Consider the following 24,865-nt stretch of genomic DNA (forward strand, 5'->3'; position numbering starts at 1 on the left):
AGCGGGAATCTTGGGCAGCCGCAACTTTTTGGTCGAGCCCTTCGGCGATAACGGCGGCCAACGTTGAATGGAAATGGGGTCACTATGGTTCTTATAGGATGTGCCTTTAAAGCAATCCAAGCCCCCTTCGCTACTTCCGGTGATATTGCCGTCCTACGCGAAGTGTTGGCTCCATAGGTGTTCGGTGGCGCACTGATCAACTATGAAATGGACTATCTATCGCTTGCGTCTCTGCTTGTGACGGGGGAGTCGTTGGCTCGTGTCGAGTCCGAGCGATTCGAGCGTGAGATCGTCGACGGCGACGACCGGGAAGGGGCTTTTCTTCACGAGGGGAGTGATCAGCGGCTCGCTGGTTACGACCGTGCCGATTACTTTGATTGATTTGTTGGCGGAGAGCCCCAGATTGAGGGCGACAATATCCAAGTTGTCGCGAAGCCAGTTGGTTCGCCGTGAGTGTAGTTCAACAGTTGGCTTCTTACCGTCGGTTCGGGCGAAGAGCTTCTTAAACTCGTTGGAAATCTCGGCAGGCGTGCGGGCAATTTCGAAGTCCTTTGCTTCAACGGCCACGATAAGGTTATTTGCTTCGTGAAATGCAAGGATGTCGATGTCACCAATGTCGTTGCCCTCCAAGTCTGACATACGTTTTTTGCCGAACTTTTTCACTGAGAGGCGTGTGTTGAAGCCAAGACGTTCGAATCTAGAGGCGGCCTGCTGCGCGAACCTGTTATTGATTCGGCTCCTGGTCTGGGAAATGAACTTAATCATCTCGTTGGAAGTGGCGCGTGCCTGAAGCCGACCCGAGAGGAGATTGTCTACCCAGTAAGGGCCAAGCTGGTAGGTGGTACGGAAGCCAAATACTAGGTCTGACCCTTGCTGGATGATTGGGCGTCGGACGTATGACATGTCTCGATTGAAGCGCCATGGCACGGCGTCGTTTTTGATCGACATGAACGACGTTCTGGGGGCGAGCGTGATCTTATTTAGCACACTTTCCACGGTCTCTATGGCCAATTTTTGACTACTGGCAATTTGGGAAATAGCATGCTTTCGGTCGACACGAGTTACCTGGGCAGCGGTTGCAATGTCGAGCAAACCCGTGCATACGAAGCGCAGCTCCTCGAACGTAAAGCCGAATTCTGCCTGTGTTGCTTCGGCACTCATTTCGAGGAACTCGGCGAAATCGAATGGTTCCGATTTGTCGGTTGAAGAGTGCATCGAGGTATCGGCTTGGGCCTCACGAAGAGTTCTGGAGCCAGAATTCTGTGAGTATGTTTCTATTGCTTGATGGATAGGGTGGTCACGTTCTACTCCAAGACGTCCCGACTCGAGGATGGACACTTCGAAGTCAGCCAAGCCGTGGTAGATGAAGTCTGAAGCTGTTCCTCTTTCGGTGATCTCCCTCGCGATGCTGAGTAGCTCATAGTAGTCGAGCGTTTGGGCACGCGCTTTGCCGGTCGGCGGACGCGCTGCGACGTACTCGATTAGAAATCTATTGGCCCGCTGCGCAGAGGCGCTCGCCTTGCGCTCTTCAACGAGTCCGGTGGCAACCTTAGAAGTCGCTCCGAAACAGGCGATACGCGCCCGGAGCATTGTGTTGAGAAACTTGGCATCGTGGAGTAGCGACTCATTCTGCTTGATGAGGTAAGTAAGTAGGTCGTGAGAGTCATAGACGACAATTTCACTTTCTAATCGGTCAAAGAGGTAGCTGACTGCCGCATTAAGAACGTCGACTCGTTCGTCCCCTTCGAACCCACCTGTAGAAAAGTTGCCTCCTGACGGAGAACGGAGCCAGTCGCCCAGGTCATCAAGCAGGCGTGCGGTGACTTGTGAGTGTCCCGTCAAAGGGCGAGGCAACCCCGTTGCCCACATGTCAGGCGTCAGGTTCTGATCGAAGATGTTGAGCATGCGCTTGGAACCACTCGGAGTTACTCGATCTAGAAATTTTGGCAGGTCGGTTACTGCTACGGCGAAAAGTGTCTGAAGCAATGCCGAGACCAGCTGGCGTTCAGCATGGTTATCTTCTTCGTTCAAGAGAGCGAGAAACGTCTCGGTGACCTCAAAAGTGAAACCACTCGAGCAAGTGGAAACGCGCACTGCAGAGTCAGGCTGCGGCAACGTGTTCGGCTTGCGCCATGAATCGATTGAAGAGAGATTGAGGACGAGTTCAACGGTCGAGTTGGCCGCATCGACGTCGAAGTAATTTGCACATTCCCAGATCCAGTAAGCAGTGCACTCCATGAGTTCAGCTTCGACACCGTGCGGTCCGCCGTTGTCCAAGTCGACAGAAACGAAGATGTTGCTGGCGGGCAGTTCGACCACATAACCGGGGTAAGGGGTACGAGGATCGACTACGTAGATGCCGGGGCCGTCGCTTCGATATCTCCTGCGGGCAGGAAGGATAATCTTAGGGTCAGTTGGCGGCACAACACCGTGCATATCGACTTCGAGTTGGTACTTGGCACGAGGCGCGAGAGCCTCTCCGGGCTGGAACATCATGAAGCTAGGCTGGGGTCCGTCCGAAATGTAGAACGACTTCTCGGACTCTTCATAGACGCTGAATTCGTCAAGAATGTCGGTGACGAATGCTTCCCAGTGGCGTCTGTCCCGCGCCTCAGCAAAGAGGAGTAGACCGAGAGGTCCATCAGGCTCGTGATGAAGCATGACCTCAAGATCATCCGACCTGATGAAGAGCACCGGGTCGGCGCCGTCGATGTTAGGGACGCCCCAAAATGCGCTTCCGCCCGGGCTGTCTGTGATAACAAGATGCAAGACTGTAGTTGCATTCGAATATGTGCGGCGTTCCGCGGGCGTCATGAGGTCAGCAAGCCGGGCTAACACCCGCTGGGTGTCGTACACGTGTTCCCAGACAGTGGTTTGCCAGTCGGCCAGAGGGTCGGTCGCGACCATGACATGCAGGTCTCGTCTGTCATCAATCGGTAGTAAGTATCTAGTGAACAATTCGTCCTCTTCTAGACGCACCGCTGCATTTTCGGTATCTAGCAGGCGCATGACGTGGAAGAGCACGGAGGCTCGCCACCTTCGTCCCAGCTCATCGAGCTGCCCGGCTTGTCGTACAAATCGCAGGAAGTGAAAGCGCATCGTCACGAGTAGATCGAGAGGCAAAGCGACTTGGTATCCTCCGTCCAGTCTGAGGAACGGGGACATGAAAAGACGGTCATCTGTGATGTCGTCGCAGCAAGGCTCGGTGAGAGTTCCAGGGTCGAGCGCGAAGGTATCGATAACCATTCGCAACCACGGGGCGTACGAGCTGAGGTCGTTATTTGAGATGAACGTGGCAGAGGCGAGTTCTTTGAGTCTCCTCGCGCCAGGCACGTCAACGGGAGTCTGTGCAGAGCCATCCGGCAGTGTGCCGCGCTGTAGACTAGCTCGCTTCAAGACTAGGTCGCTGACGATGAGTAGGCCGTGAATGAGTTGGAATGCAGGTCGGTAGACGTCGTCGTCCATCCAACGCTCACGTAACATCACGTCGATTAGGTTCTTGACGTCAGCGACTGTGTGTTCTCCGCTGCCTGACGAAACGAGGTACGGACCGCCGGGGAAATCGATGCTCTGGACAAGGACCTCGGAGTAGGGGTCTTCGTGCATAAGGACCGCAGGACCACCGATGTCGTCATTCTTCAGCAACGCGCGAATAGCACTGGTGCTTGTGGCGGGAACCTCTCGATTCTCTAGCGACATGCCGAGAGCCGCCATCCGGTGTAGACGAAGGAGCCTCGATGCGTTCTTCGGGAGCAGCATCAAACCTGAGGCTGCAGCTACGAGGGATGGTCCGTCTATGGTGGGCGGGACGTTGTCGGTGCGGATGCTGGCCATGATGGGATTCTCGCAGACGACACTGACACTGGCGCGCTGACGCGACTGCTCCCCTTTGTCGAACCGTTCAAAGAAAGATGGTGATCGCTCTCGAGACGAGGGCCCCCGGGGCCGAACTGGTCAGGAGACTTGAGATACATGCAGGACTCTTCGGTGTCGAAAAAGAAGATCGACCGGTTGGGCATTTCGAAGAAGACGAAGTGGTCCTTGGAATACGAGCTGTCACCAGGACCCGATACGGTGAGGACATGACGACCGAAGCTCCGCGCCCACCGAAACTCAACCTCGACGATCTGGTTCAGGGCCTCCTCGGCGATATCGGTCCCGAGGAATTCCTCGAAGGGATGGAGTTCACTGATCTCGACCTCGCCGAGGCGGACGCCACCCAAGCGACGTTCCTCGACTGTCGATGGGAGAACGTCAATTTTGGCGATGTCGACGCGCCGGTCGATCTCACCGGGGCGAGGTTCTCCGGCACGGAGATCACGGACTGCCGCGCCGACACGTGGACTATGCCCCGTGGAAACCTACTGCACACCGAGATCTCTGGAACACGCATCGGTGCCGGCGTTGTCTATGACAGCGTGTGGGAGAAGGTGCGATTCACCAATTGCCGCATCTCCTACCTCAATCTGCGCGGGTCGAAACTCACCGATGTCGAGTTCCGCGACTGCAAGATCGACGAGATCGACCTCGACCGAGCGAAGGTCAGCCGGGTCGCATTTCCGGGAAGCACCGTCGGCGTCTTCCAGTGCGAAGGCGCCACGCTCGGCAACGTCGACATCCGGGGACTGCAACCGCATAAGATCTCCGGTGTGCACTCGCTGCGCGGAGCGACCATCGACGACACCCAGCTCATGCTCTTTGCCGAACTCTTCGCCTCAGAACTCGGCATCACCGTGGAGTGAGCACGGGAGCCTCCTAGCGGAGAAGCACGGTCTCTGACCTGGTGAGACACCTATTGCGCAGATCACTCTTCGGTGAAAGACTCACAGCATCGCGGCATTCGCCCGCAGCGAGTCCGCGTTCTCACTTTCGAATCGACGGAGGATGCGCAAAATGGCCAAAGAGATCTTCGTTTCACTCGGTATCGACATCGACGCAGTGTCAGGCTGGCTCGGTTCCTACGGTGGGGAGGATTCTCCTTCCGACATTCAAAGGGGCATCTTCGCTGGCGAGATCGGAGTTCCCCGCCTCCTGAAGATGCTTAAACGCCGCGACCTCAAGGCTAGCTGGTTCATTCCCGGACATTCGCTCGAGACTTTCCCTGACCAATGCAAGATGGTGCACGACGACGGACATGAGATCGGTGCCCACGGCTATAGCCACGAGAACCCCGTCGCAATGACGAACCGTCAGGAAGACATCGTCATGGAGAAGTCCGTCGAGCTCATCACGAACCTCACTGGCATCCAGCCGCGCGGCTACGTCGCCCCATGGTGGGAGCTGAGCGCATATACGCCTGAGCTGCTGAAGAAGTTCGGTTTCGAATACGACCACAGCCAGAGCCACAAGGATTTCGTGCCCTATTACTCCATCGCCGGCGACGAATGGACCCCGATCGACTATTCGCAGTCGCCGGAAACGTGGATGAAGCCTCTCAAGCACGGTCAGGAGATTGACCTCGTCGAGATCGCCGCGAACTGGTACGTCGATGACTTGCCGCCGATGCTGTTCGTGAAGAGCAGCCCGAACAGCCACGGCTTCGTCAACCCCCGCGATATCGAGACTCTGTGGCGCGACCAGTTCGATTGGGTCTACCGCGAACTCGACTATGCGATCTTCCCGATTACGATCCACCCGGACGTGTCCGGCCGTCCGCAGGTGCTGCTCATGCTTGAGCGACTGCTGGACTACATCGGCGGGCACGACGGCGTGAAGATTGTGACCATGGGAGAGATCGCCGATGACTTCCGGGCACGCTATCCGTTCGAGTCACCTAAGCGTCCACCGGCGTTCTGATAACACTGGTCAGCAAGCGGCGTCCGTCGTCGGTACCTCCGTGGAGCGGGCCGAGAGCCCCGTGGATACACATGGAAAGAAGGTCGGGATGAAAGTTGCCGGAGTCGACCTCGCAGCCGAGGCGGACCGCACTGGCCTCGCTATACTCAATTTTGGCGAGGGGGAATCGCTCAACGCGCAAATAACAATTGACGAACTTCTTCTTGGCGCCGACGATGACGCGATCCGGGACGCAATTGTTCAGGCAGGTCGGACAGGTATTGACGTGCCTCTTGGCTGGCCACAGAAGTTCGTCGAATTCGTGTCCGACCACGCCAGTGGAACATTGTCTGCTCCGGAGTCCACCGACCGCGAATGGCGACGGGGTCTGGCGCTGAGGGAGACTGACCGGTACGTCCAACGCGCAATTGGTGTCTGGCCATTGAGCGTCGCCACTGAGCGGATTGCTTATGCGGCAATGCGCTGGGCCGGTATCGAGGCACACGTGAGGGCAGAGGGCGTCTCAGTTGCCCGAGACGGGTCAGGTGTTGTCTATGAGGTCTATCCTGCGGCAGCGCTGAAAGCGTGGGGCCTGCAACATCGTGGTTACAAAGGACAGAAGAATTCTGAGGTCCGGCACGAGTTGGTCGACGACCTGTCCGCGAAATTTCTCAACTTGGAGTGGAATGGGCAAAGAGACTTCTGCGTCGCCGATGACAATGCGCTGGACGCAGTGCTGGCCGCTATCATCGCACTGGAAGCCTATCTGGGCAGATGCGAACCGGTTCCCGCTGAATTGCAGTCGAGTGCGCGAAGAGAAGGGTGGATCTGGGTTCCTCGAGACGCCTTGCCTGACTAGGGATCATTCGTCGTCCAACCCTTCGGGACTATCCGGGGGAGTGAAGTAGGTTCTGCGCAGGTAGAGCATCGTGCCAACGCAGACCGCAACGGCGACGACCGCGGTGACTGTCACGTCGATGGCATCTGTTCCGCCGACCAGCAGTGACGGCAGAACGAATCCGCCCACCAGCGAGCACAGCAGCACAACTCCCAACGGAACGCTGCCGATGAAGCTTCTGACCTCGAGCCTGACACCGCGTGCCCGAAACACCGACCAGACCACTATCGCCGAGACGGCCGCCACCCCAAGCATGGCCCAGAGCAGTGAATCGATCGGCCGGTCCCGCAGGAGTGCCTTGACGATCTCGCCGAGGCATCCCCACGCGCACAGCGCGGAGATCCCCAGCAGAATCGTGAAGATACGTGACCGCAACACTCAACCAATCGCCCGATCAGGGCCATATGCGACGCCGAAAGCAGCGCCTCACCGCTGCCCCAACTCGTCGATGAGCACCCGTTTGTTCTCCGAATAGTCGACGGGTACGACCACGACGTGCACACCGCCGGCCGAGAACGCGTTCTCCAAGGCATCGCTGATGCTGTCGACATCCTCGACGCGGGTGCCGGTGGCACCATACGATTCCGCATACTTCACGAAGTCGGGGTTGTCGAACGTCAGACCGAAGTCGGGCATCCCGTCAGCTGTCTGCTTCCACCGGATCATGCCGTAGGCATAGTCCTCGAGGATGACCACGACGAGGTCCAACCCGAGCCTGACTGCGGTCTCCATTTCCTGGCTGTTCATCATGAACCCGCCGTCGCCGACCACGGCCATGACTCGACGTTCCGGGTAGGTCAGTTTCGCCCCGATGGCCGAGGGCAGTCCGGCTCCCATCGTCGCCAGTGCATTGTCGAGCAGCAGGGTATTCGCCCGGGTCGTGCGGTAGTTGCGGGCGAACCAGATCTTGTACATCCCGTTGTCCAGCGCCACGATCCCATCGGTCGGCACGACGTCACGGACCTCCTGGACGATGCGCTGCGGGATGAACCGATCCTCATCGGCCCCCTCGTGGATCTTGATGAGGATCTCATCGCGCATCGGCAGGAGCGCCTCGGCGGTGGGCACGGGGCCTCCGAGCACCTCGGCGAGCCTGTCCAAGGACGGACCCAGGTCACCGATGACCTCGAACTGCGGGAAATACACCTGCTCGACGATCGCGGGACGGTACCCGATGTGCACGACGGTCGGTCCGTTCTCATCCATCGTGAACGGCGGCTTCTCCGTCGTATCGTGACCGATGGCGACGATGACATCGGCGGCATCGATCGCGTCGTGGACGTAGTCACCGGACGTCAGCGCCGCCGTGCCCATGTACAGACTCGACGACCCCGACACCGAGCCCTTGCCCATCTGCGTGGTGACGTAGGGGATGCGCATCCCGGCGACGAACCGCGACAGAGCCTCGCTGCACGAGGCCCGGGACGCATCCGCTCCGAGCATGAGCAGCGGCTTCTTCGCCTCCTTGATGACGTTCGCGGCGTTCGCGATCGCCGTGTCCCCGGCGACTGGCCGAGTGTTCGTATGCGGTTCGATGAGCTCGAACCCGTCGACCGGCATCCCCGCGATGTCCTCGGGCAGTTCGAGATGCACCGGCCCCGGACGTTCGGCCTGAGCGGCCCGGAACGCCTCGCGGACCATCGTCGGAATCATCGCCGCCGAGGTGATCTGCTTGCTCACCTTCGTCAGCGGATCCATCGTCGCCACAGTGTTGACCATCTGGAACGCCGCCTGCTCGGCCGTGCGGATGCCCTTCTGCCCGGTGATCATGATGACCGGCATCCCGCCGAGGTGGGCGTACGCCGCCCCGGTCGCCAGATTGAGTGCCCCCGGGCCCAAGGTCGTCAACACGACACCCGGCCGTCCCGTCAGCCGGCCGTAGGTGGCAGCCATGAACGCGGCGGCCTGCTCGTGGCGGGTGAGGATGAGTTCGATCGATGAGTTCCGCAGGGAGTCGACGAAGTCGAGGTTCTCCTCACCGGGAATGCCGAAGATGCGCTCGACGCCTTCGTTCTCCAGGGCTCTGACCATGACATCTGATGCACGTTGTGTCGTCATGTTTCCGACACTACGCTTCTCATGATTCGATCCCAATGATCCAGAACACACCCTCACGCATAGGTGAGATCCCACCCGCACCGAGGCGGCCCGCCCACCCAGCGGACGGACGCAACCGCGGGGCCGCCTCGGCGAGGGACGGCCTCACCGAGGCGGATCACCCGCCCAGCGGACGCCGCCCCAGGTGCCGGCGGGGGAGACGATAGACTGACGACGAAGAAGAATGACGTCCCATCGACACGGACAAAAGGACATTGATGACAGACCAACTCGACCCCTTGGACGAGTCGGCCGTGAAGCAGGCCGTCGACGCGGCACTGCAGGCATTCGCGGATTCGACGACTCTCGACGAGCTCAAGCAGGCGAAGATCGACCACACCGGCGACAAAGCCCCGCTGGCGCTCGCCAACCGAGCCATCGGCTCACTCGACAAGGCCGATAAGGCCGCCGCCGGCAAGATCGTCGGTAAGTCCAGGGGACAGGTCAAGCAGGCTCACGACGCACGGCTGGCCGAACTCGAAGCCGAACGCGATGCGGCCGTGTTAATCGAAGAGGCCATCGACGTCACCCTGCCCACCGATCGTCGCCGCCTCGGCGCTCGCCACCCCTTGAGCCTCATCCAGGAACAGGCCGCGGACTACTTCGTCGGCCTCGGCTGGGAGGTCGCCGAAGGACCGGAGATCGAATCAGAGTGGCTGAACTTCGATGCGCTCAACTTCGGCCCCGACCATCCGGCCCGCCAGATGCAGGACACGTTCTTCGTCGACCCACCCGAGGCCGGCCTCGTGCTGCGCACCCACACCTCTCCGGTGCAGTCGCGCTCGCTGCTTGAGCGCGGAGTGCCGCTCTACGTCGTGTGCCCGGGCAAGACCTTCCGCACCGATGAGCTCGACGCCACCCACACCCCGGTGTTCCACCAGATCGAAGGCATCGCCATCGACAAGGGTCTGACCATGGCCAATCTGCAGGGCACCCTCGACGGATTCGCCCGCGAGATGTTCGGGCCGGAGTCGAAGACCCGCCTGCGCCCGAGCTTCTTCCCGTTCACCGAACCGAGCGCGGAGATGGACTTCTGGTTCCCCAACAAGGTCGGCGGCCCCGGCTGGATCGAATGGGGCGGCTGTGGAATGGTCCACCCCAATGTGCTGCGCGCCGCCGGCATCGACCCCGACGTCTACCAGGGCTTCGCCTTCGGCATGGGCATCGAACGCACACTGATGCTGCGCGAGGGAATCAACGATATGCATGACATGGTCGAAGGCGATGTGCGCTTCTCGGCCCGTTTCGGAATGAAGGCTTGATATGCGCGTCCCACTGAACTGGCTGGCCGATTATGTCGATCTACCAGCCGAGACTGATCCCCATGCTCTTGCCGCCGAGTTCGCAGCCGTCGGTCTCGAGGAAGAGGACTTCTTCGGACCCGAGATCACCGGACCCCTCGTCGTCGGCCGCGTGCTCGAACTGGTCAAGGAAGAGCACTCGAACGGCAAGACCATCAGTTGGTGCCGCGTCGACGTCGGCCCCGACCACAATGAGGCCCTCGACGATCCGAAGGACCCGCAGCCCGGCCCCGAGGTGCCCAGCCGCGGCATCATCTGCGGAGCGCACAACTTCGTGCCCGGTGACCTCATCGTCGCCTGCCTGCCCGGAGCAGTCCTGCCCGGCGACTTCGCCATCGCTGCCCGGAAGACCTACGGTCACACATCCGATGGCATGATCTGCTCGGCCAAGGAGCTCGGCCTCGGCGAGGATCACGACGGCATCATCGTGCTGACCGACCTCGGGCTGACCGGTGAGCCCGGCGATGACGCGATCGCGTTGCTCGGCCTCGACCAGGTCACCCTCGACGTCAACGTCACCCCCGACCGCGGCTACCAGCTGTCGATGCGCGGTATCGCCCGCGAGTACGCGCAGATGAAGGGGCAGGCGTTCACCGATATCGGATCGGCCACTGTCGCCGAAGTGAACGCTCCCACCTCGGATGGGTTCCCCGTCGTCATCGACGATGCCAACCCCATCAACGAGGTGGCCGGCTGCGACCAGTTCACCGCCGTTCAGGTCACCGGCCTGAACCCGGAGGCAAAGACCCCGTTCTGGATGCAGCGACGCCTGCAGCAGGCGGGCATGCGCCCGATCAGTCTGACCGTGGACGTGACGAACTACGTCATGCTCGAACTCGGTCAGCCGCTGCACGCCTATGACACCGCGCTGCTCGGCGACGAGATCGTCGTCCGCCGTGCGAGCGCGGGGGAGAAGTTCACGACGCTGGACGATGTCGAGCGCACACTCGATGCCGAAGACCTCCTCATTACCGACCGTGGGGATGGACCCAGCGGCAAGGGCGGGAAGATCATCGGTATGGCCGGAGTGATGGGCGGAGCCGATGTTGAGGTGAACGACCGGACGACCGACGTCGTCATCGAGGCCGCTCACTTCGATCCGATCTCCATCGCCCGCACCTCGCGTCGCCACAAGCTGTCCTCGGAGGCCTCCCGTCGCTTCGAGCGCGGAGTCGATCCGAAGCTCGGACCGGTGGCGGCCCGCCGCTGCGCGGACCTGCTCGTCGAACTCGGCTGCGGCACGCTCAGTCCGGCGACCACGCAGATCGGGGACGCTCTCGAACCGACCGTCATCGAACTCCCGGTTGAGCGTATCGGCAGCCTCGTCGGAGTGGAGTACACGACCGCCGAGGTGACCGGACTTCTCGAAGGAATCGGTGCCACCGTCGAGGTCATCGGCAAGGACCGTCTGGCCGTGACCGTACCCAGCTGGCGCACGGACATCACCGACACTGTCGACCTCATCGAGGAAGTCGCCCGCACCGGCGGTTACGACCGCATCCCGTCCGTCCAGCCTGCCGCGCGGGCCGGCAAGGGGCTGACGACTGCGCAGAAGACGCGCCGGCGGATTTCGAATCTGCTGGCCGCCGATGGTTTCACCGAGGTGCTGTCCTACCCGTTCACGAACGACAAGCGCGACGACCAGCTGCGACTCGAGGCTGACGATGTGCGGCGCAAGCATGTGCGTCTGGCCAATCCGATGTCCGATGACCTGCCGCTCATGCGCACCAATCTGCTCTCGACGCTCGTCGAACTTGTGGTGCGCAACCAGGGCCGCGGAGCCAAGGATGTGGCGCTCTTCGAGGCCGGACTCGTGTCCACCTCGGCTGGATTGCCCGAGGGCCCCGGACCGCGTCACCTGCCCGGATACCATCCGAGCGACGACGAGCTCGAGAAGATCTACGCCTCGGTTCCGCACCAGCCTTACCACTATGCGGGCATCATCTCCGGCAACGCGGAGATGCCCGGTGTCTGGGGCAAGGGCCGCAAGGCCGAAGCCACCGACGTCATCGACACCGTCCGTCGGATCGCTGAAACGAACGGACTCGAAGTCACAATCGAAGCCGACCAGATTGCCCCGTGGCATCCGGGGCGAGCCGCGAAGTTCATCCTCGCCGACGGGCAGACTCTCGGCAATGCCGGCGAGCTGCACCCGAAGGTGTGCGAGAACCTCGGCCTGCCGGCCAGGACCGTCGCCTTCGAGTTCGACCTCGACGCTCTGCTGGCCCAGGACGATCTGCGCGCCTGGGACGGTGCCCTGTCGACCTACCCGGTGTCGCGTCAGGATGTCGCCCTCATCGTCGATGCCGAACTGCCCACGCAGACTCTGGCCGCGACGCTGCGCGAAGGCGCGGGTGAGGAGCTCGAACTGCTCGAGACCTTCGACCTCTACACCGGCGACCAGCTGCCCGAGGGCAAGAAGTCGCTGGCGTTCCGCCTGACCTTCCGCGCCCCGGATCGTACGCTCAAGGCCGATGAGGCCTCGGCGATGCGGGAGGCGGCGACGAAGTTGGCCGCTGAGCGTCACGGCGCCGAAGTCCGCAGCTAGCCGCCCGAACCTGACCACTACCGAGGAGTCCCGACCATGTCCGAGAAGCTGCCCTACGGAACGAATATGCCCGCGACCGACGGTGCCTCTGAAGCGACCGCGGTCCCGTCCGAGACGATCGCGCTCATCACCGGCGGAGCTCGCGGAATCGGACGCCACCTGTCTGAGGCGTTCGCGAAGGCCGGTTATCACGTGATCGTCACCGCCACCTCAGCGAACAATGCGGAGGCCGCGGCTGACGAGATTGGTGAGGCGACCGGGGGAGCGGTGACCGGGGTCGGGCTGCGCACCGACGACATCGCCGCGGTGAAGGCGCTCCGTGAGTCCGTGACCGCTCTCGAGGCAGAGATCGGTCGGCGACTGCAGGTGCTCATCAACAATGCCGGTCGCATCGAGTCGACCGAGGGCTCGCTGTGGGACGCCGATCCGGAGAGCCTCAAAGGCGTCGTCGACGCGAACGTCACCGGGGTTGCGCTCATGATCAATGCGTTCGCGCCTGTGCTGATCACGAACGCCGAGGCGGCCAGCCGTGCCAGCCGCATCATCGACCTCAACTCGGGGTCGGGGGCGCAGGGGACACCCGCCTACGCCGTGTACTCGGCGTCGAAGGCGTCGCTGTTCCGTCTCGCCGATTCGGTCGTCCATTTCGGTCACGACAAGGGACTGCGCATCTTCGAGATGGCTCCCGGAGTCGTTGAGACCGCGATGACAAAGTCCATGCCGGTCCATGACTTCCGCACCGGAGATGACTGGACCTCACCGGAGCAGGTGACTGGCCTCGCGCTGGCCTTGGCATCAGGGACCTTGGACTCATACACCGGGCGGTATGTCCGTGCGGGTAAGGATTCGGAAAAGTCCCTGATCGCCGAGGCGTCCGGCGGATTGTCGGATTCGACCCGCCGACTTGTGCTTGGGTGAGGATAGTGGGAATCGCGGTGCTTCGGAGAGGTGGCGCCTCGTTCACACTTTTCGGATTTGAGGATGGAGGTAGGTCGATTGAAGCTGGATCTTAAGAGACTTCAGTACTTGGGGTATTGGAAGATCTTTGGAATGTCGTATCCTGAAGATTTCAAGAAGCGTTCTAAGACTATTGATTTTGGATTCAGATCTACGAATACTTTGGGTGGCGGATTCGGATATAAGTCGGTTCGAGATCTCCCGTTGGAAGGACAGCTGAACAAGCTTCAGCTGCGTTCAATCGCGAAAGATAAGATTCGTGAAATTTCTCGTTCATCGTCGTCCCTCCAAAATGTATTGGATCGGCGTACTCATGGTTGGTCTCGATTTGCAGGGCAGATGGGATTTTCTATTAGAACTCATGATGACTTCAGAGGCATTGAGGCTGCGAATGCGCCCAGAATCATTCTATGGGCCGCGCAGCTTCCAAATCACGATGGCACAGTGACGCTTCTGGTACTTCATGGGACCGCAGACGGTAATCTTCGTAGCACTGAACTCGCCGAGCTTCCGACTGACAGGGCTGGTTCCGATACTGAACGGATCTTTGAATATTTCTGGATCGCGAACAGGGGCATGGGCACTGACGAATTGCCATCAAAGTTGTTCGAACCCGCGAACGTGGCTGAGCGTTGCATCTGGATGATCGGCGATCAGCGAGAGTTCCGCCGAGGTGGTTTAGAGAGCATTTTCGAGATCCATTATGATGAAATGGTCCCTGAAGGGCGAAGGAATATATCGCCCTTTGCTTTTCCTAGTAGAGATCAACGCCCTCCAGTGGTCTCAAGGATTATTATCGGGTCTCCGCTTATCGTCCAATCAATGACCTCACGATCGCGATTTTGGCACAAGATTTTGAAAGTTTTCCGAAAGTCAATCTCTAGTTGGTGATTCTTCCAATTCTTCAGATGCGTCGCTAAGGAGGCTGGTTTCAGCTTCCAGGTCAGCTCGCAACGCCTTGAGCTGACCTTCTGAGCCGGACACAACTTGCACCCAGTCACTCTCGTCTCGGGCTTCGGCGGGTGACGTCATATCGAAAAGGGTCTTCGCAAATGCGTGTTGCAGCGGCTCGTCGAATCGATATTCACCACTAGCCGTCCTGCGGACAAGTGATCCACGTTCCTCACCCTGCAAGGCTTTCAGGTAGGTTGTCGCGTTACCAGAGGGGTATTGTGGATAGTAGTTGCGGACCTTGGCAAGGATCTCACCAACAGTGCCTCCGCTTTCTGGTAACTCAGTCAGTGCACGCAGTATTACCTGTGGATTGTCGTAGACCCGTTTCCGGTGGACTGTTAATGCCTTGCGGAAACGTGACCTCAAAATACTGGAGCGCGTACGCGCGTAGCTACTCACTGCGGCATCAAAGTCATCTTCTGTAAAATCGATGCGCTCACTTGAGTATGCGTCGACATTCCTTTCGTCGCAACAGGACAATGCAAGTGCATGGGTAACTGTGACGGTACCCACTGAGGTGCTAATAAGCCGTGATCGTATGTTTGAGAAACTTAGGTTGAGAAGCTCTTCGCCGATGTCCAGAATCTTTCCTAGCTCGTTCTCGTCAAGCGGAGGGACAGGAATGTCGATCAGTCGACGACCTACGTTCGTGGAGTCTCTCACGAGCTCATCAATCGAGTCCGATACTCCTAGGATTATGATCCTGGTATCTGGATATTTCGTACCTTCGTCGGAAAATATTTTCAATGCGTGCGAGAGTTTCTCGCGTTCGGGTTTGGGCACCTTATGGAAGTCTTCGATCACCCATGACAAATTTCTCGATCCTAGTTCCGCGACGAGGCGTTGAGGACTCATTTGGGGCCGTGCGATTGGGGTCTTTTGTTGCCCACTAGCGGTCTCTACCTGAATTCTGGCATCGAGCTTTGCCCCGATGAGGTCACTGCCGACAGTGCTAGAGAAACCGAGTTCCTCATTGAACTGTTCAGTTCTCTCGCTGACAAAAAAAGCTCCGGTTCCTGAAAATGCGGCTTCAAGAATCTCTCCATACGTGGAATCTGGTGTGCATGAAACTTTTACCGCTGTTTTCCCAGCGTCAACTAGAGCCTTGTTTACTAGAGAGGACTTTCCTGCTCCGGACTCACCCCAAACTACAATTTGTGTACCAGGCACATTTAGGCCCTTCTTGCGGATGTCTGCCATCTCAACTTGGCGTCCGACGAAGCCTCTCGCCGCGGGAACGGATGGGGTGAAGACTTCATTGGCGCGCACCGGTGGGTGCGAAGGTGATTCGGTATCAGTGTTGTCGGTCTTCGACTGGCTCCATGGTAAACGCATACTACGAGTATAATGCAATTAGTATGTGTTGTGTCTCATTGTCGAGCGGGTTGATGTGAGTCTTTGCTTATCGGGCGACTAGCTTAAGAAAATGAGTTGAGCTCATAGATTCTTTTGTGTCGTCTTTGAGCCGGGGCCCAGCTTAGTGAGCGGTAAGCTTGCCGGCGGATTCGGTCATGGGTTCACTGTAGTTATATTTCCGCATGGGGGCTTCAGATCCGCACCAGAGTAGGCTCCTGAGCCATCGTCCACGCCACAATCGCAGCCACGTGTGCATCGACGGAGTCGATGGCCGGCAGGGGAGCGGTCTCCGGCGGAACCAGTAGGCCGATTTCGGTGCACGACAGTGTCACTGCTTCGGCGCCGCGGGCCTTGAGGTCATTCATGATTTCGATGTAGCGGGCTCGCGACTTCTCCGTGAAGACTCCCTGGGTGAGTTCCTCCCAGATGATCTGGTCGACCTCGAGGCATGTCGTCTCATCCGGCACCAGCGTCTTGATGCCCTGCGCCTCGAGTCGGCCGGTGTAGAAGTCTTCGAGCATTGTCCATCGGGTGCCCAGAACGGCCAGCGTCGAATAGCCCCGGCGCTTCGCGATTGTCGCGATCGAATCGACCATGTGGATGAGAGGCGCATCGACTGAGGCCTCGATCGCCGGTGCACACTTGTGCATGAGGTTTGTGGCGATCGCGACGGCCTCGGCGCCGCCGTCGACCAATCGCTGTGCCGTCGAGACGAGCGACGCATCACTGCCCGCCCAATCGTTGGCCTCCTGTAGCTGCCGGATATCTGCAAAGTCGCACGAGTCGAGCAGGATCTGCGCCGAATGATGACCGCCGAGCTGTTTCGCCACGGCATCATTGATCTTCGTGTAGTACTCGATGCTCGAATGCCAGCTCATTCCACCCAGCAGACCGATCCTGCGCATACTTCCACTCCTCAACTCAACGGTGACTTCACGACGATTGCTTCCAGTGTGGTGCGCATCATCGGCCTCCGGTAGACCCAGTTCGCTCTGCTCTGACATAAGCTGGACTTATGGCTACTGTCTACGAGCAGGCTCTCGACCTCGGCGAGCCCAAACGCCTCCTGATCTTCGGCGCTATCGCCGAATCCGGCAGCATCGGCGCCGCCGCACGTGTCCTCGGCTGGTCCCAACCAGCACTGTCCCAACACATGAATGCCCTGGAAAAGGACCTCGGCGTCACGCTCTTCGACCGCACTCCACGCGGTATTCAGCTCACCACCGCCGGCCAACTCGCTCGCATCCGAGCTAACGAGGTGGCCGCCTCGGTGACGGGATTGCGCAGCGATCTTGCGAAGGCCTTCGGCCTCGGCGGACGCAATGTTCGCCTCGCTGGTTTCCCCAGCTTCGTCATCGGCCCACTGGCCGCAGCACTTGGCCGGCTCGAGGCAAACGCCGGCACAAGTACGGACTCACCGCTTCACCACTCCTACGAGGTCTCCGAGGCCGAACCACCCGAAGCGCTGCGCATGCTCGATGACGGTGCCATCGACATCGCCTTCCTCTTCCATCACGAAGACGAAGTCCCGCCCGAGCTCCCCGGACACATTACTGTCGACCTCGGCGCCGACCACCTCGACCTGCTCGTCCCCGAACGGTGGAACCGTGCCGGGCAGATCCAACACCTCAACGACGTCGCCGAACTGCCGTGGATCATGGGATGCGTCCGCTGCCGGTCCACCGCCGAACGCCTCTGTCGTACTGCTGGCTTCGAACCCCGGACTCGCCACATCACGGACAACCCTGGAGCCATCCAATCACTCGTCTCCAACGGACTCGGCGTCGCGCTGCTCCCTCGCAGCGCCCGCCGCTACTCCCAAATCGCGGGCATCGACCCCATCGCCCTGGAAGAAGCCGGCGCCCGCCGAGTCACAGCGATGATCCCCGATGGACTGGCAGACGCCTCCGAAGTCGTCGACCTGATCGATGCACTGCGAGCTGCTGACGTCACCCGCGGTGGGGCCGACGTCGCAACCGGACCGGAAGCAATGGAAGCCGCTAACGGTGCAACCGCCACCGGCACCGCGACTGACGGCTACAGTGAATCCCGATGAGCACGTTCACCAAAATTCTCGATAGGTGGCTGACGATTACCACGGCCGCGGCGATCATCGTGATGATGCTCCACATCGTCACCCACGCCCTGGCCCGGTCGATCTTCCATGCCCCGATCTACGGCACCAACGAGATCGTCGAATACTGGTACCTGCCCCTTGTGGCGCTGCTCGGCATCCCGGCCGCCCAACTGCAGAAGGAACACATCACCGTCACCATGGCCATCGAGCGGGCAAAACCTGCCACCGCTGCGGTGTTCACGGTCTTCGCGTGCGTCCTCGGCGCACTCGTATCGATCGCCTTCGCCTGGTTCGGGCTGGGTAAGGCACTGGAAAACACGGCGATCGGATCGACCGCCGATGTCTCCGATGTCATCACGTGGCCGGTGTACTACCTCGTGCCCATCGTCTTCGTGCTCCTCGCTGTGCTCTACATCCTCGACGTCGTCGCGATTTTCCGCCGCCGCACCGAGGCAGGGGAGGAGAAGTGAACGCGAACACCGACCTCACCGGCGCACCCCTGCCACCAGACGACGCGAACAGCGCGAACATCACCGGCACTGGGCGCCCGAACACCATCGCGCTCTTCCCGACAGGTTCCCGTCGCGAACGCCCCGGCACACTGGCCCTGACCATCGGGTTCGGACTCGTCGCCGTCTGCCTCATCGGCCTCTTCACCAGCCCGTCCGCGGCCATCGGCGGAGCCTGGTGCATCGGTATGATGCTCGTCCTCCTCTTCCTCTCCGTTCCCGTCGCCATTGCGTTGTCCGTGCCATCGATCATCGGCGTCTACGCCGTATCCGGCATCCCGGCGACGATGAACATCCTCTCCACCGCCCCATTCAGCGCCGTCTCGGACTGGTCGATGAGCGTGCTGCCCATGTTCATCTTCATGGGCATGCTGCTCACCCAATCCGGACTCTCCGGCAAGATCTACCGCGTCGCCGACCACTGGTTCTCCTGGCTGCCCGGCGGCATCGGCATCGGCACCACCTTCGCCGGGGCGGGCCTGTCCGCCGTCACCGGTTCGACCATCGGAATGACCTACGCCCTGGGACGCGCCGGCATCCCCGAAATGCTCAAAGCCGGCTACGACCGCCGCACGGCAGTCGGCACGATCATGGTCTCCGGCATGACCGGCAACCTCATCCCACCCTCGATCCTCATGGTCGTCTACGCCGGCATCGCTTCCGTCCCAGTCGGCCCGGCGCTCATGGCCGGAGCCGTCCCCGGCATCCTGCTCGCCGTCTGCTTCGCTGCCTTCATCTTCGCCATCGGCGTCATCGCCCCGAAACTCGTCGGCCGCGGCCGGGTAGCAATCGACCCCGCCAACACCGCCAACACCACCACCGACCTCGCCAAAGCCACCACCCGCCCCACGACCACCTGGCGTGACCGCTTCAGCTCACTGGGCGGGATCTGGGGTTTCGCCGTCATTCTCGTCGTCCTCTTCGGCGGCATGTTCTCCGGCATCTTCACTCCCACCGAGGCTGGAGCCGCCGCCGCACTCTGCTCCCTGCTGCTGTGCCTGTGGGAGAAGCGGGGCGACGGGCCGTGGCGGAAGGTCGCGGGATCGGCCATGGATACGGTGGCGGCCACCTCGGCGATCTTCTTCATCATGATCGGCGCGACCATGCTCACCAGCCTGCTCGCCATCACGGGACTCGCCCCCATCCTCACCGGCCTCATCACGGACCTCGGGCTCTCGCGGATCGGATTCCTGCTCGTCCTCATCGTCCTCTACATCGTCATGGGCATGTTCTTCGACACCCTGTCGATGATGCTGCTGACCATCCCGATCCTCCTGCCCACCCTCGAGACGATGGGTGTCAGCCCGCTGTGGTTCGGAGTCTTCGTCGTCCTCCTCGGCGAGTTCGCCATGGTCACCCCGCCGGTCGGCATCATCCCCTACATCGTCCACTCGATCGCGAAGAACCCCGAGGTCAACCTCGGTGCCACGGTCACGCTGCGCGATATCTTCATCTCCCTGCTGTGGTTCCTGCCCGTCGGCGTCATCTTCCTCATCCTCATGGTCGCCGTGCCCGGAATGACCGAATGGCTGCCCGACCTCATCAGTCGCACCAGCGGGGGAATGTCCGGATAATCCTCGCCGAGGCGGCCCGCCCACCCGTGCCCCGTGTCGTCTGGGTGGCCGCCGCAGGGTGTGAGCGGACTCATGGTTAGGGTGACCTCATTCAGGCATATGATTGGAGGGAATTCTCAGCCGTCGTTCAAAGGAGTCCCATGAAGCGCATCCGTACGGCTGCTCGCCCCGCTCATGCCATCGCGGCGGTCGCATCGCTGGCACTGTTGGCCGGATGCGCCGGATCCGTCGGCGGCGATGGCTCCGGCTCGGATGACTCCGCGGGGGAGGGCTTCGCCTATGACGCTTCCCAAGATGAGATCGACGAGGCTCTGGCCGACCTTGATCCTGTGACTCTGAAGTTCCAGCCGTCGGCGATGTCGGAGAAGTCGATCCTCGCGCCCAACGGACTCGACGTGAAGAAAGCCATCGAAGAACGTTCCGGCGGAAAAATCACCGTCGACATCGTCTGGGGTCAGGCGATCGCCAGCTATGCCGACGTCGATGATGCCCTGGCCGATGGCCGAGTCGACCTCGCCTTCACTCTGCCGTCGTACACCCCGGCCGAGTACCCTGCCTTCGACGCGATCGGCACGGCCATGTCGACGTTGCCGTCCTCGCCGGTGGCCAGTGACCTGGCGGCGAACGCAGCAGGAGTGCAGGCCGCATGGGAGACACCCGAAGTGCTTGAAGAATTCGAGAAGAAGAACCTCGTCGCGCTCATTCCGATGCTCGCCGCCGGTGGGTATTCGACGATGTGCTCGAAGCCGATGACTTCGCTCGATGACTGGAAAGGCAAGCAGGTGCGCGTCGGTTCGGCCGCTGCCGGCAAGCAGGTGACCGATCTGGGTGCGACTCCGGTGTCGCTGTCGTTCCCGGAGACCTATGAGGCGCTGCAGCGCGGAACCGTCGACTGCGATCTCGGCCAGTTGGCACCGAATGTCGAGGCCGGCACCCTCGAGGTGGCCCCGAACATCGGTGTGGCCTCGGACGCGGGAATCGCGCGATCGGCCGGCGCGATTACGGCGGGCAAGAAGTACTCGGAGCTTCCAGTTGCCTACCAGCAGGTCATCTTCGACTCGATGTCGACGACGTTCTCCACAATGATGGAGGTCGTCATCGGAGCGAAGGCGCAGGCCGTCGAACAGGCGAAGGACAACGACGGTTCGGTCAAGCCTTTCGACGATGACGTGCAGAAGCAGATGGCGAAGTACGCGAAGACGCTGTCGGAAAAGACTGCCGAAAAGGCTGGCGTCACCGATGCGCCGAAGACGCTGGGCACCGCTGGAAGCGAATGGGCGAAGTCCGTGTCCGATCTCGGCTTTGACGACAAGGCCGACTTCGCCTCACTCGATGAGTGGTACCCGGACGATGCGAACTACGACAAGCTCGGCGACGAGCTGTTCGAGAAGGTCATGGCCGAGCACCGGCCGGAGTGAGCTAGGGCTGTCAGAGATCGGTGTGTCGAATTTGTCGATTGTGCTGGAATCTGATGAAAGACTTCCTCGCACGATTGTGAGTTCGCGTCGACGACGTCTGTTCCAGCCGGACCGCGTCTGATCATTGTGCGGGAGGGGTGCGTGGCAGGGACGAGAGCTTTGTCGACGCCGAAGTATTAGGCCGAAAGAGTTCGGTGTCCCATCCCTCACGACATCAGGCTAACTATCGTTGTGGAATTCAGGTGAGGAGGATTCCAAGCCACTATGACTGTGCGAGTCAGCTGGAAGCGGCAAAAAGTGGTCAGGCCATCGGCGTAAACGTAGAGCGGAACACGTCGAGGCCCTTCTTTCGGGAAGGAATAAGGATATTTCCTCGTGTTGTGGAGCTTGATGCATGCTTTGGCATTCGGAGATTCATACGAATGGCCTCATTTGAGAGGCATTGCTTTGTAATAAATCGTAAACAGTCGCGCATCACGCAATTGAAGCGAGATGGGCGACTGATCTGTTGCCTTTGCGTTCCAAATGTACTTATTGAGTGTTGAGTTTTGACCGGCTCTTGAGCCAAGCGCTTATGAGCATTAGCGCAATCAGTATCGGGCAGACGATAGCTGTCAGCATTGCACCAAATCCAAGGCCAACCAGCCATTCGGATCCTGAGAATCCACCGCCGTTGGTGGAAAATGTAACTGTGGCGATAGCGCCTATTATTAATAAGCTGATTGCAAGTAGGGCTATTAAAATGATTAGAGCTGGCTTGAAATATTTCATCCCAGTTTGCTCCTTTGCTGGTTATTTCTTGGACCGATTGCAGCGATCGAACGGATTTGCAATCTGCTGCCATTTCTTGGTCGGCTGCCAGGATTCCATATTGTACACTCCAGTCGGGAACCATGCGCCGACCACGTGGCAAAGAAATTGCTGTTCTATATTATAGTTCCAGTACTTCTTGGTGTTCGAACTTCCAAGCACCTTTTTGGCATGCTTAACGTGTGTTCTATGCGTGTTCAGTGCATTTTGTTTCCGACCGAGTTTAGTGGGGTCGAGGTTCACAATGTATTTTTTGGAAGATTTCTTAGTAACCCAACCTTTATTATACCAAACTGTTGAAGCATACGCTTTGACGGTAATGGGCTCTTCGACTTCTTCGTTGCCAATCAGGAATTTCTGCGAGATTGTTTTCTCGTCGGCGCTAAGTTCAGCCCGAACTGGAGTTCCATCACTGGTGTGGGCATCTTCGATGAGTATGCCTCCCACGATTTCCCCGTTTGAGTCACTCATTTGAACAGACTGTTCGCCCTCATCGTCCTCCACGATCTTGACAGTTACGTCATCTTCAACTGACGCATCGAGAATGGCGTTTTCAGAGTCTGCGTAGTCGATGGTGAACTCGGCGGCTGTTCCTCCATCGACAATCGAGGCGTCGAGTTTCGAGCCACTGCCATTCGCCAGTGAAACGTTGAAGTCCGATACTGGGCCGTGGAGATCGAGTGAGTTCTTGTTGATTGCAACATTCGCGTCGACGTCAATGGCGGTCGGTCTTGTGCTTGCTTCGGCCGGCGCCTCGGGAGAAGCGTAGCCAGTAGACGCAACCGCAAGGAGGAGCGTCAGGGATACTGCCGCGATCGGTCTGGTGGCTGTTCGGTTCAATATTGACCGTTCGTTGGTGTCCATCCATTTCGGTTGTCATGCGCGCTCGGCGTCGTACGGCTAGGTACTGTTCGACACTTGCAATCTATCAACATATGTTGTGTTTTCGCCACTTAGAACTTCTTTGATTCGCCAGACGTGCTCAGCGGAGCGTCAAAGAGAGTCTGTGGGGCGATCGGCAGGGATGAAATGTTAGCTCGTCTTCTTCATGTATTGAATCTCAGTCGAGGCTCAAGGGTTGCGTCTATGTACTGACTCCGATTTTCGCGGCCGAATGTATTGCCTCGTTGATTGATGTCACAGTCGATGCGGGAGCTAGTTTTCGGGGTGTTTTTCATCCTTCAGATTTCGGCATCGGAGCTCAGGCCTTGTGTAGGTTCTGGCCGTGCATGCAACCTGCCGACCCACATGAACGCCGCACCAGCTGGAAGTGAAATCACGCTGTACCCGAATCCTCGCGTCCACCGGTCTCGACATGAAGAAGGCTATCTAAGAGTGATCGGGCGGTCGGAGCGCCCTCAGCATCGTCTGGGGCCTTCGATGCGACTGGCACGGCGATGTAGACGCTGCTGTTATCACCGTTGGCCGGCGATCTGGCGGCGAACGTTGCCGGCGTTCACGCGGCGTGGGAGACGCCGGAAGCGCTCGATGAGTTCGAGGAGAAAAGCCTCGTCCCGCTCATCCGGATGCTCGCCGCCGGCGGGTATTCGACGATGTGCTCGATACCGATGACCTCGCTCGGTGACTGGAAGGGCAAGTAGATTCGTGTCGGTTCGGCAGTTGCTGGCAAACAGGTGACTGATCTGGGTGCGCCTCCGGTGCCGCTGTCGTCTTCGGATACGTGTGAGGCGCTGCAGCGTGGGTCCGTCGGATGCGGCCTCGGCCAGTTGCCACAGAGCGATGAGGCCGGCACGTTCGAGGTGGCCTCGGGCATCGGTGCGGCCTCCGATTCGGGCATTGCCCGATAGGCGAGTGCGATCACAGCGGTCAAGAAATACAACTAGCTGCCGGTCGCCCACCAGCAGGGTCTTCGTGCATCTAAAACGGCCCGGTCAGTTCGAATTGCCCGTCCAAGGATCCACCAGTCGAACCCCTTCGAGCGCTTCGAAATGTTTCCTGTTCCGCGTCGCTACCGTCATGTTGTGGGCAACGGCGATGGCTGCAATGAGCGCGTCATCGAGCGGTGCGTGTTCAGGTACTCGGAACATACCCAGCGCACGAGCCGCAGGCAGGTCGAAAGGAAGGATGCGCCCGGCAAAACCGGGAAGCAGCATGTCTTCGAACCACGTTCGTAGGACCTTGCCTTGCTGTGCGTCGGTGCGTTCCTTCGACGCAACACCACGCTCGATCTCAGAAATGCTCAGGGCCGACACAAACTGGTCACACGTGGGTATGGAATTCGACCAGTCTTCGACCTCCGGGTTACGCCCCCGTACTCGCAGCGCTGAAATGACGTTCGTGTCGAGAAGATAGTTCATAACTCTGCAGTGCGCGCCTTCAAGCCAAGGCGTTTCGGCTCAAACTCGATCTCGGTATCGGAATCCATCGAAATGAGGTCAACAAGGGTGGGGTCCTCGGCCGCAATACCGACTGCGAGTGCTTCCCTGGCTTCGGCCTCGATACTCGAATTGTGGGCATTTGCTCGTCTCCGCAGGATTGCTTTAGTTCCCTCTGGCAGATTGCGTATCAGAATCTGTTCCATGACGCCTCCAAATGATATCAACACGATGATATCAACATTGGCAGCGGAT

At 59.7% G+C, this 24,865-nt stretch carries 21 protein-coding genes; 12 read left to right on the top strand and 9 right to left on the bottom strand.

The features are described 5' to 3' along the window. Window positions 1-216: 216 nt before the first annotated feature. A complete protein-coding gene (locus FHG09_RS14260; RefSeq protein WP_152348300.1) occupies window positions 217-3,834 on the bottom strand; it encodes a hypothetical protein in 3,618 nt (1,205 codons plus the stop codon). Window positions 3,835-4,082: 248 nt separating this feature from the next. Between FHG09_RS14260 and FHG09_RS14265 the strand changes: the two genes are divergently transcribed. The 3 genes from FHG09_RS14265 to FHG09_RS14275 all read left to right on the top strand — a co-directional run bounded on the left by FHG09_RS14265 (window position 4,083) and on the right by FHG09_RS14275 (window position 6,634). After that, complete coding sequence (locus tag FHG09_RS14265) at window positions 4,083-4,742, top strand: pentapeptide repeat-containing protein (RefSeq protein WP_152348301.1); 660 nt, start codon at window positions 4,083-4,085, stop codon at window positions 4,740-4,742. Between the two features lie 151 nt (window positions 4,743-4,893). Continuing rightward, window positions 4,894-5,796, top strand: a complete 903-nt coding sequence (locus FHG09_RS14270) for a polysaccharide deacetylase family protein (protein WP_152348302.1) — start codon at window positions 4,894-4,896, stop codon at window positions 5,794-5,796. A gap of 88 nt (window positions 5,797-5,884) precedes the next feature. Then, window positions 5,885-6,634, top strand: coding sequence for a DUF429 domain-containing protein (locus FHG09_RS14275; RefSeq protein ID WP_152348303.1), 750 nt, complete (start codon window positions 5,885-5,887; stop codon window positions 6,632-6,634). A 3-nt stretch (window positions 6,635-6,637) separates the two neighbouring features. Here the strand turns inward: FHG09_RS14275 and FHG09_RS14280 are convergent, their stop codons facing one another. Both FHG09_RS14280 and FHG09_RS14285 read right to left on the bottom strand, forming a co-directional pair. Next, window positions 6,638-7,051, bottom strand: a complete 414-nt coding sequence (locus FHG09_RS14280; RefSeq protein WP_152348304.1) for a hypothetical protein — start codon at window positions 7,049-7,051, stop codon at window positions 6,638-6,640. Window positions 7,052-7,099: 48 nt separating this feature from the next. Further along, entirely contained in the window at window positions 7,100-8,731 is a 1,632-nt protein-coding gene (locus FHG09_RS14285) for an acetolactate synthase large subunit (RefSeq protein WP_152348305.1), read from the bottom strand. Between the two features lie 257 nt (window positions 8,732-8,988). Between FHG09_RS14285 and pheS the strand changes: the two genes are divergently transcribed. The 4 genes from pheS to FHG09_RS14305 all read left to right on the top strand — a co-directional run bounded on the left by pheS (window position 8,989) and on the right by FHG09_RS14305 (window position 14,467). Further along, window positions 8,989-10,032 carry a phenylalanine--tRNA ligase subunit alpha gene (pheS, locus tag FHG09_RS14290; protein ID WP_152348306.1) on the top strand — a complete coding sequence of 348 codons (1,044 nt, stop codon included), beginning with the start codon at window positions 8,989-8,991 and terminating at the stop codon, window positions 10,030-10,032. Window position 10,033: 1 nt separating this feature from the next. Continuing rightward, window positions 10,034-12,619, top strand: coding sequence for a phenylalanine--tRNA ligase subunit beta (gene pheT, locus FHG09_RS14295; protein WP_152348307.1), 2,586 nt, complete (start codon window positions 10,034-10,036; stop codon window positions 12,617-12,619). Window positions 12,620-12,655: 36 nt separating this feature from the next. Then, window positions 12,656-13,537: an SDR family NAD(P)-dependent oxidoreductase gene (locus tag FHG09_RS14300; RefSeq protein WP_152348308.1), complete on the top strand. Its 882-nt coding sequence runs from the start codon at window positions 12,656-12,658 to the stop codon at window positions 13,535-13,537. A 132-nt stretch (window positions 13,538-13,669) separates the two neighbouring features. Beyond that, the gene (locus tag FHG09_RS14305; RefSeq protein WP_152348309.1) at window positions 13,670-14,467 is read left to right on the top strand and encodes a hypothetical protein; all 798 of its coding nucleotides are present in this window, start codon (window positions 13,670-13,672) and stop codon (window positions 14,465-14,467) included. Here FHG09_RS14305 and FHG09_RS14310 read toward each other — a convergent pair. Further along, window positions 14,450-15,865 (bottom strand): hypothetical protein, encoded by a 1,416-nt coding sequence (locus tag FHG09_RS14310; RefSeq protein WP_152348310.1) that lies wholly within the window; start codon window positions 15,863-15,865, stop codon window positions 14,450-14,452. The two genes, FHG09_RS14305 and FHG09_RS14310, sit on opposite strands and share 18 nt — an antisense overlap. Window positions 15,866-16,077: 212 nt before the next feature. Continuing rightward, window positions 16,078-16,791: an aspartate/glutamate racemase family protein gene (locus tag FHG09_RS14315; RefSeq protein ID WP_152348311.1), complete on the bottom strand. Its 714-nt coding sequence runs from the start codon at window positions 16,789-16,791 to the stop codon at window positions 16,078-16,080. A 110-nt stretch (window positions 16,792-16,901) separates the two neighbouring features. Between FHG09_RS14315 and FHG09_RS14320 the strand changes: the two genes are divergently transcribed. The 4 genes from FHG09_RS14320 (at window position 16,902) to dctP (ending at window position 21,464) form a co-directional block, all read left to right on the top strand. Then, window positions 16,902-17,942: a LysR family transcriptional regulator gene (locus FHG09_RS14320; protein WP_152348312.1), complete on the top strand. Its 1,041-nt coding sequence runs from the start codon at window positions 16,902-16,904 to the stop codon at window positions 17,940-17,942. Further along, window positions 17,939-18,433, top strand: coding sequence for a TRAP transporter small permease (locus FHG09_RS14325; protein ID WP_152348313.1), 495 nt, complete (start codon window positions 17,939-17,941; stop codon window positions 18,431-18,433). The genes FHG09_RS14320 and FHG09_RS14325 overlap by 4 nt, the downstream gene beginning before the upstream one ends. After that, the gene (locus FHG09_RS14330) at window positions 18,430-20,046 is read left to right on the top strand and encodes a TRAP transporter large permease (protein WP_152348314.1); all 1,617 of its coding nucleotides are present in this window, start codon (window positions 18,430-18,432) and stop codon (window positions 20,044-20,046) included. The genes FHG09_RS14325 and FHG09_RS14330 overlap by 4 nt, the downstream gene beginning before the upstream one ends. Window positions 20,047-20,186: 140 nt before the next feature. Beyond that, complete coding sequence (dctP, locus tag FHG09_RS14335) at window positions 20,187-21,464, top strand: TRAP transporter substrate-binding protein DctP (protein WP_152348315.1); 1,278 nt, start codon at window positions 20,187-20,189, stop codon at window positions 21,462-21,464. Window positions 21,465-21,995: 531 nt separating this feature from the next. On the opposite strand, the gene FHG09_RS14340 is transcribed toward dctP, so the two are convergent. Together FHG09_RS14340 and FHG09_RS14345 are read right to left on the bottom strand one after the other, a co-directional pair. Further along, the gene (locus tag FHG09_RS14340; RefSeq protein WP_152348316.1) at window positions 21,996-22,235 is read right to left on the bottom strand and encodes a hypothetical protein; all 240 of its coding nucleotides are present in this window, start codon (window positions 22,233-22,235) and stop codon (window positions 21,996-21,998) included. 21 nt (window positions 22,236-22,256) lie between these two features. Further along, window positions 22,257-23,138 (bottom strand): hypothetical protein, encoded by an 882-nt coding sequence (locus FHG09_RS14345; RefSeq protein ID WP_152348317.1) that lies wholly within the window; start codon window positions 23,136-23,138, stop codon window positions 22,257-22,259. A gap of 557 nt (window positions 23,139-23,695) precedes the next feature. On the opposite strand from FHG09_RS14345, the gene FHG09_RS14350 reads away from it, so the two are divergent. Next, window positions 23,696-23,875 carry a hypothetical protein gene (locus FHG09_RS14350; protein WP_152348318.1) on the top strand — a complete coding sequence of 60 codons (180 nt, stop codon included), beginning with the start codon at window positions 23,696-23,698 and terminating at the stop codon, window positions 23,873-23,875. A gap of 291 nt (window positions 23,876-24,166) precedes the next feature. Here FHG09_RS14350 and FHG09_RS14355 read toward each other — a convergent pair whose 3' ends face one another. Next, window positions 24,167-24,592, bottom strand: a complete 426-nt coding sequence (locus FHG09_RS14355) for a type II toxin-antitoxin system VapC family toxin (RefSeq protein ID WP_152348319.1) — start codon at window positions 24,590-24,592, stop codon at window positions 24,167-24,169. After that, window positions 24,589-24,816: a FitA-like ribbon-helix-helix domain-containing protein gene (locus tag FHG09_RS14360; protein WP_152348320.1), complete on the bottom strand. Its 228-nt coding sequence runs from the start codon at window positions 24,814-24,816 to the stop codon at window positions 24,589-24,591. The genes FHG09_RS14355 and FHG09_RS14360 overlap by 4 nt, the downstream gene beginning before the upstream one ends. Between the last annotated feature and the right edge of the window lie 49 nt (window positions 24,817-24,865).

The organism is Brevibacterium sp. CFH 10365 (assembly GCF_009299785.1).
GTDB classification, from domain to species: Bacteria; Actinomycetota; Actinomycetes; order Actinomycetales; family Brevibacteriaceae; genus Brevibacterium; species Brevibacterium limosum.

Excerpts from the sequence above, each read along its gene's own strand:
- FHG09_RS14270 (WP_152348302.1), top strand. The coding sequence starts at position 4,894 with ATGGCCAAAGAGATCTTCGTTTCACTCGGTATCGACATCGACGCAGTG.
- FHG09_RS14260 (WP_152348300.1), bottom strand. The coding sequence starts at position 3,834 with ATGGCCAGCATCCGCACCGACAACGTCCCGCCCACCATAGACGGACCA.
- FHG09_RS14300 (WP_152348308.1), top strand. The coding sequence starts at position 12,656 with ATGTCCGAGAAGCTGCCCTACGGAACGAATATGCCCGCGACCGACGGT.
- FHG09_RS14315 (WP_152348311.1), bottom strand. The coding sequence starts at position 16,791 with ATGCGCAGGATCGGTCTGCTGGGTGGAATGAGCTGGCATTCGAGCATC.
- FHG09_RS14340 (WP_152348316.1), bottom strand. The coding sequence starts at position 22,235 with ATGAAATATTTCAAGCCAGCTCTAATCATTTTAATAGCCCTACTTGCA.
- FHG09_RS14325 (WP_152348313.1), top strand. The coding sequence starts at position 17,939 with ATGAGCACGTTCACCAAAATTCTCGATAGGTGGCTGACGATTACCACG.
- FHG09_RS14320 (WP_152348312.1), top strand. The coding sequence starts at position 16,902 with ATGGCTACTGTCTACGAGCAGGCTCTCGACCTCGGCGAGCCCAAACGC.
- pheT (WP_152348307.1), top strand. The coding sequence starts at position 10,034 with ATGCGCGTCCCACTGAACTGGCTGGCCGATTATGTCGATCTACCAGCC.
- FHG09_RS14355 (WP_152348319.1), bottom strand. The coding sequence starts at position 24,592 with ATGAACTATCTTCTCGACACGAACGTCATTTCAGCGCTGCGAGTACGG.
- FHG09_RS14345 (WP_152348317.1), bottom strand. The coding sequence starts at position 23,138 with ATGGACACCAACGAACGGTCAATATTGAACCGAACAGCCACCAGACCG.
- FHG09_RS14265 (WP_152348301.1), top strand. The coding sequence starts at position 4,083 with ATGACGACCGAAGCTCCGCGCCCACCGAAACTCAACCTCGACGATCTG.
- FHG09_RS14275 (WP_152348303.1), top strand. The coding sequence starts at position 5,885 with ATGAAAGTTGCCGGAGTCGACCTCGCAGCCGAGGCGGACCGCACTGGC.
- FHG09_RS14360 (WP_152348320.1), bottom strand. The coding sequence starts at position 24,816 with ATGGAACAGATTCTGATACGCAATCTGCCAGAGGGAACTAAAGCAATC.
- FHG09_RS14310 (WP_152348310.1), bottom strand. The coding sequence starts at position 15,865 with ATGCGTTTACCATGGAGCCAGTCGAAGACCGACAACACTGATACCGAA.
- pheS (WP_152348306.1), top strand. The coding sequence starts at position 8,989 with ATGACAGACCAACTCGACCCCTTGGACGAGTCGGCCGTGAAGCAGGCC.
- dctP (WP_152348315.1), top strand. The coding sequence starts at position 20,187 with ATGAAGCGCATCCGTACGGCTGCTCGCCCCGCTCATGCCATCGCGGCG.
- FHG09_RS14305 (WP_152348309.1), top strand. The coding sequence starts at position 13,670 with ATGTCGTATCCTGAAGATTTCAAGAAGCGTTCTAAGACTATTGATTTT.
- FHG09_RS14285 (WP_152348305.1), bottom strand. The coding sequence starts at position 8,731 with ATGACGACACAACGTGCATCAGATGTCATGGTCAGAGCCCTGGAGAAC.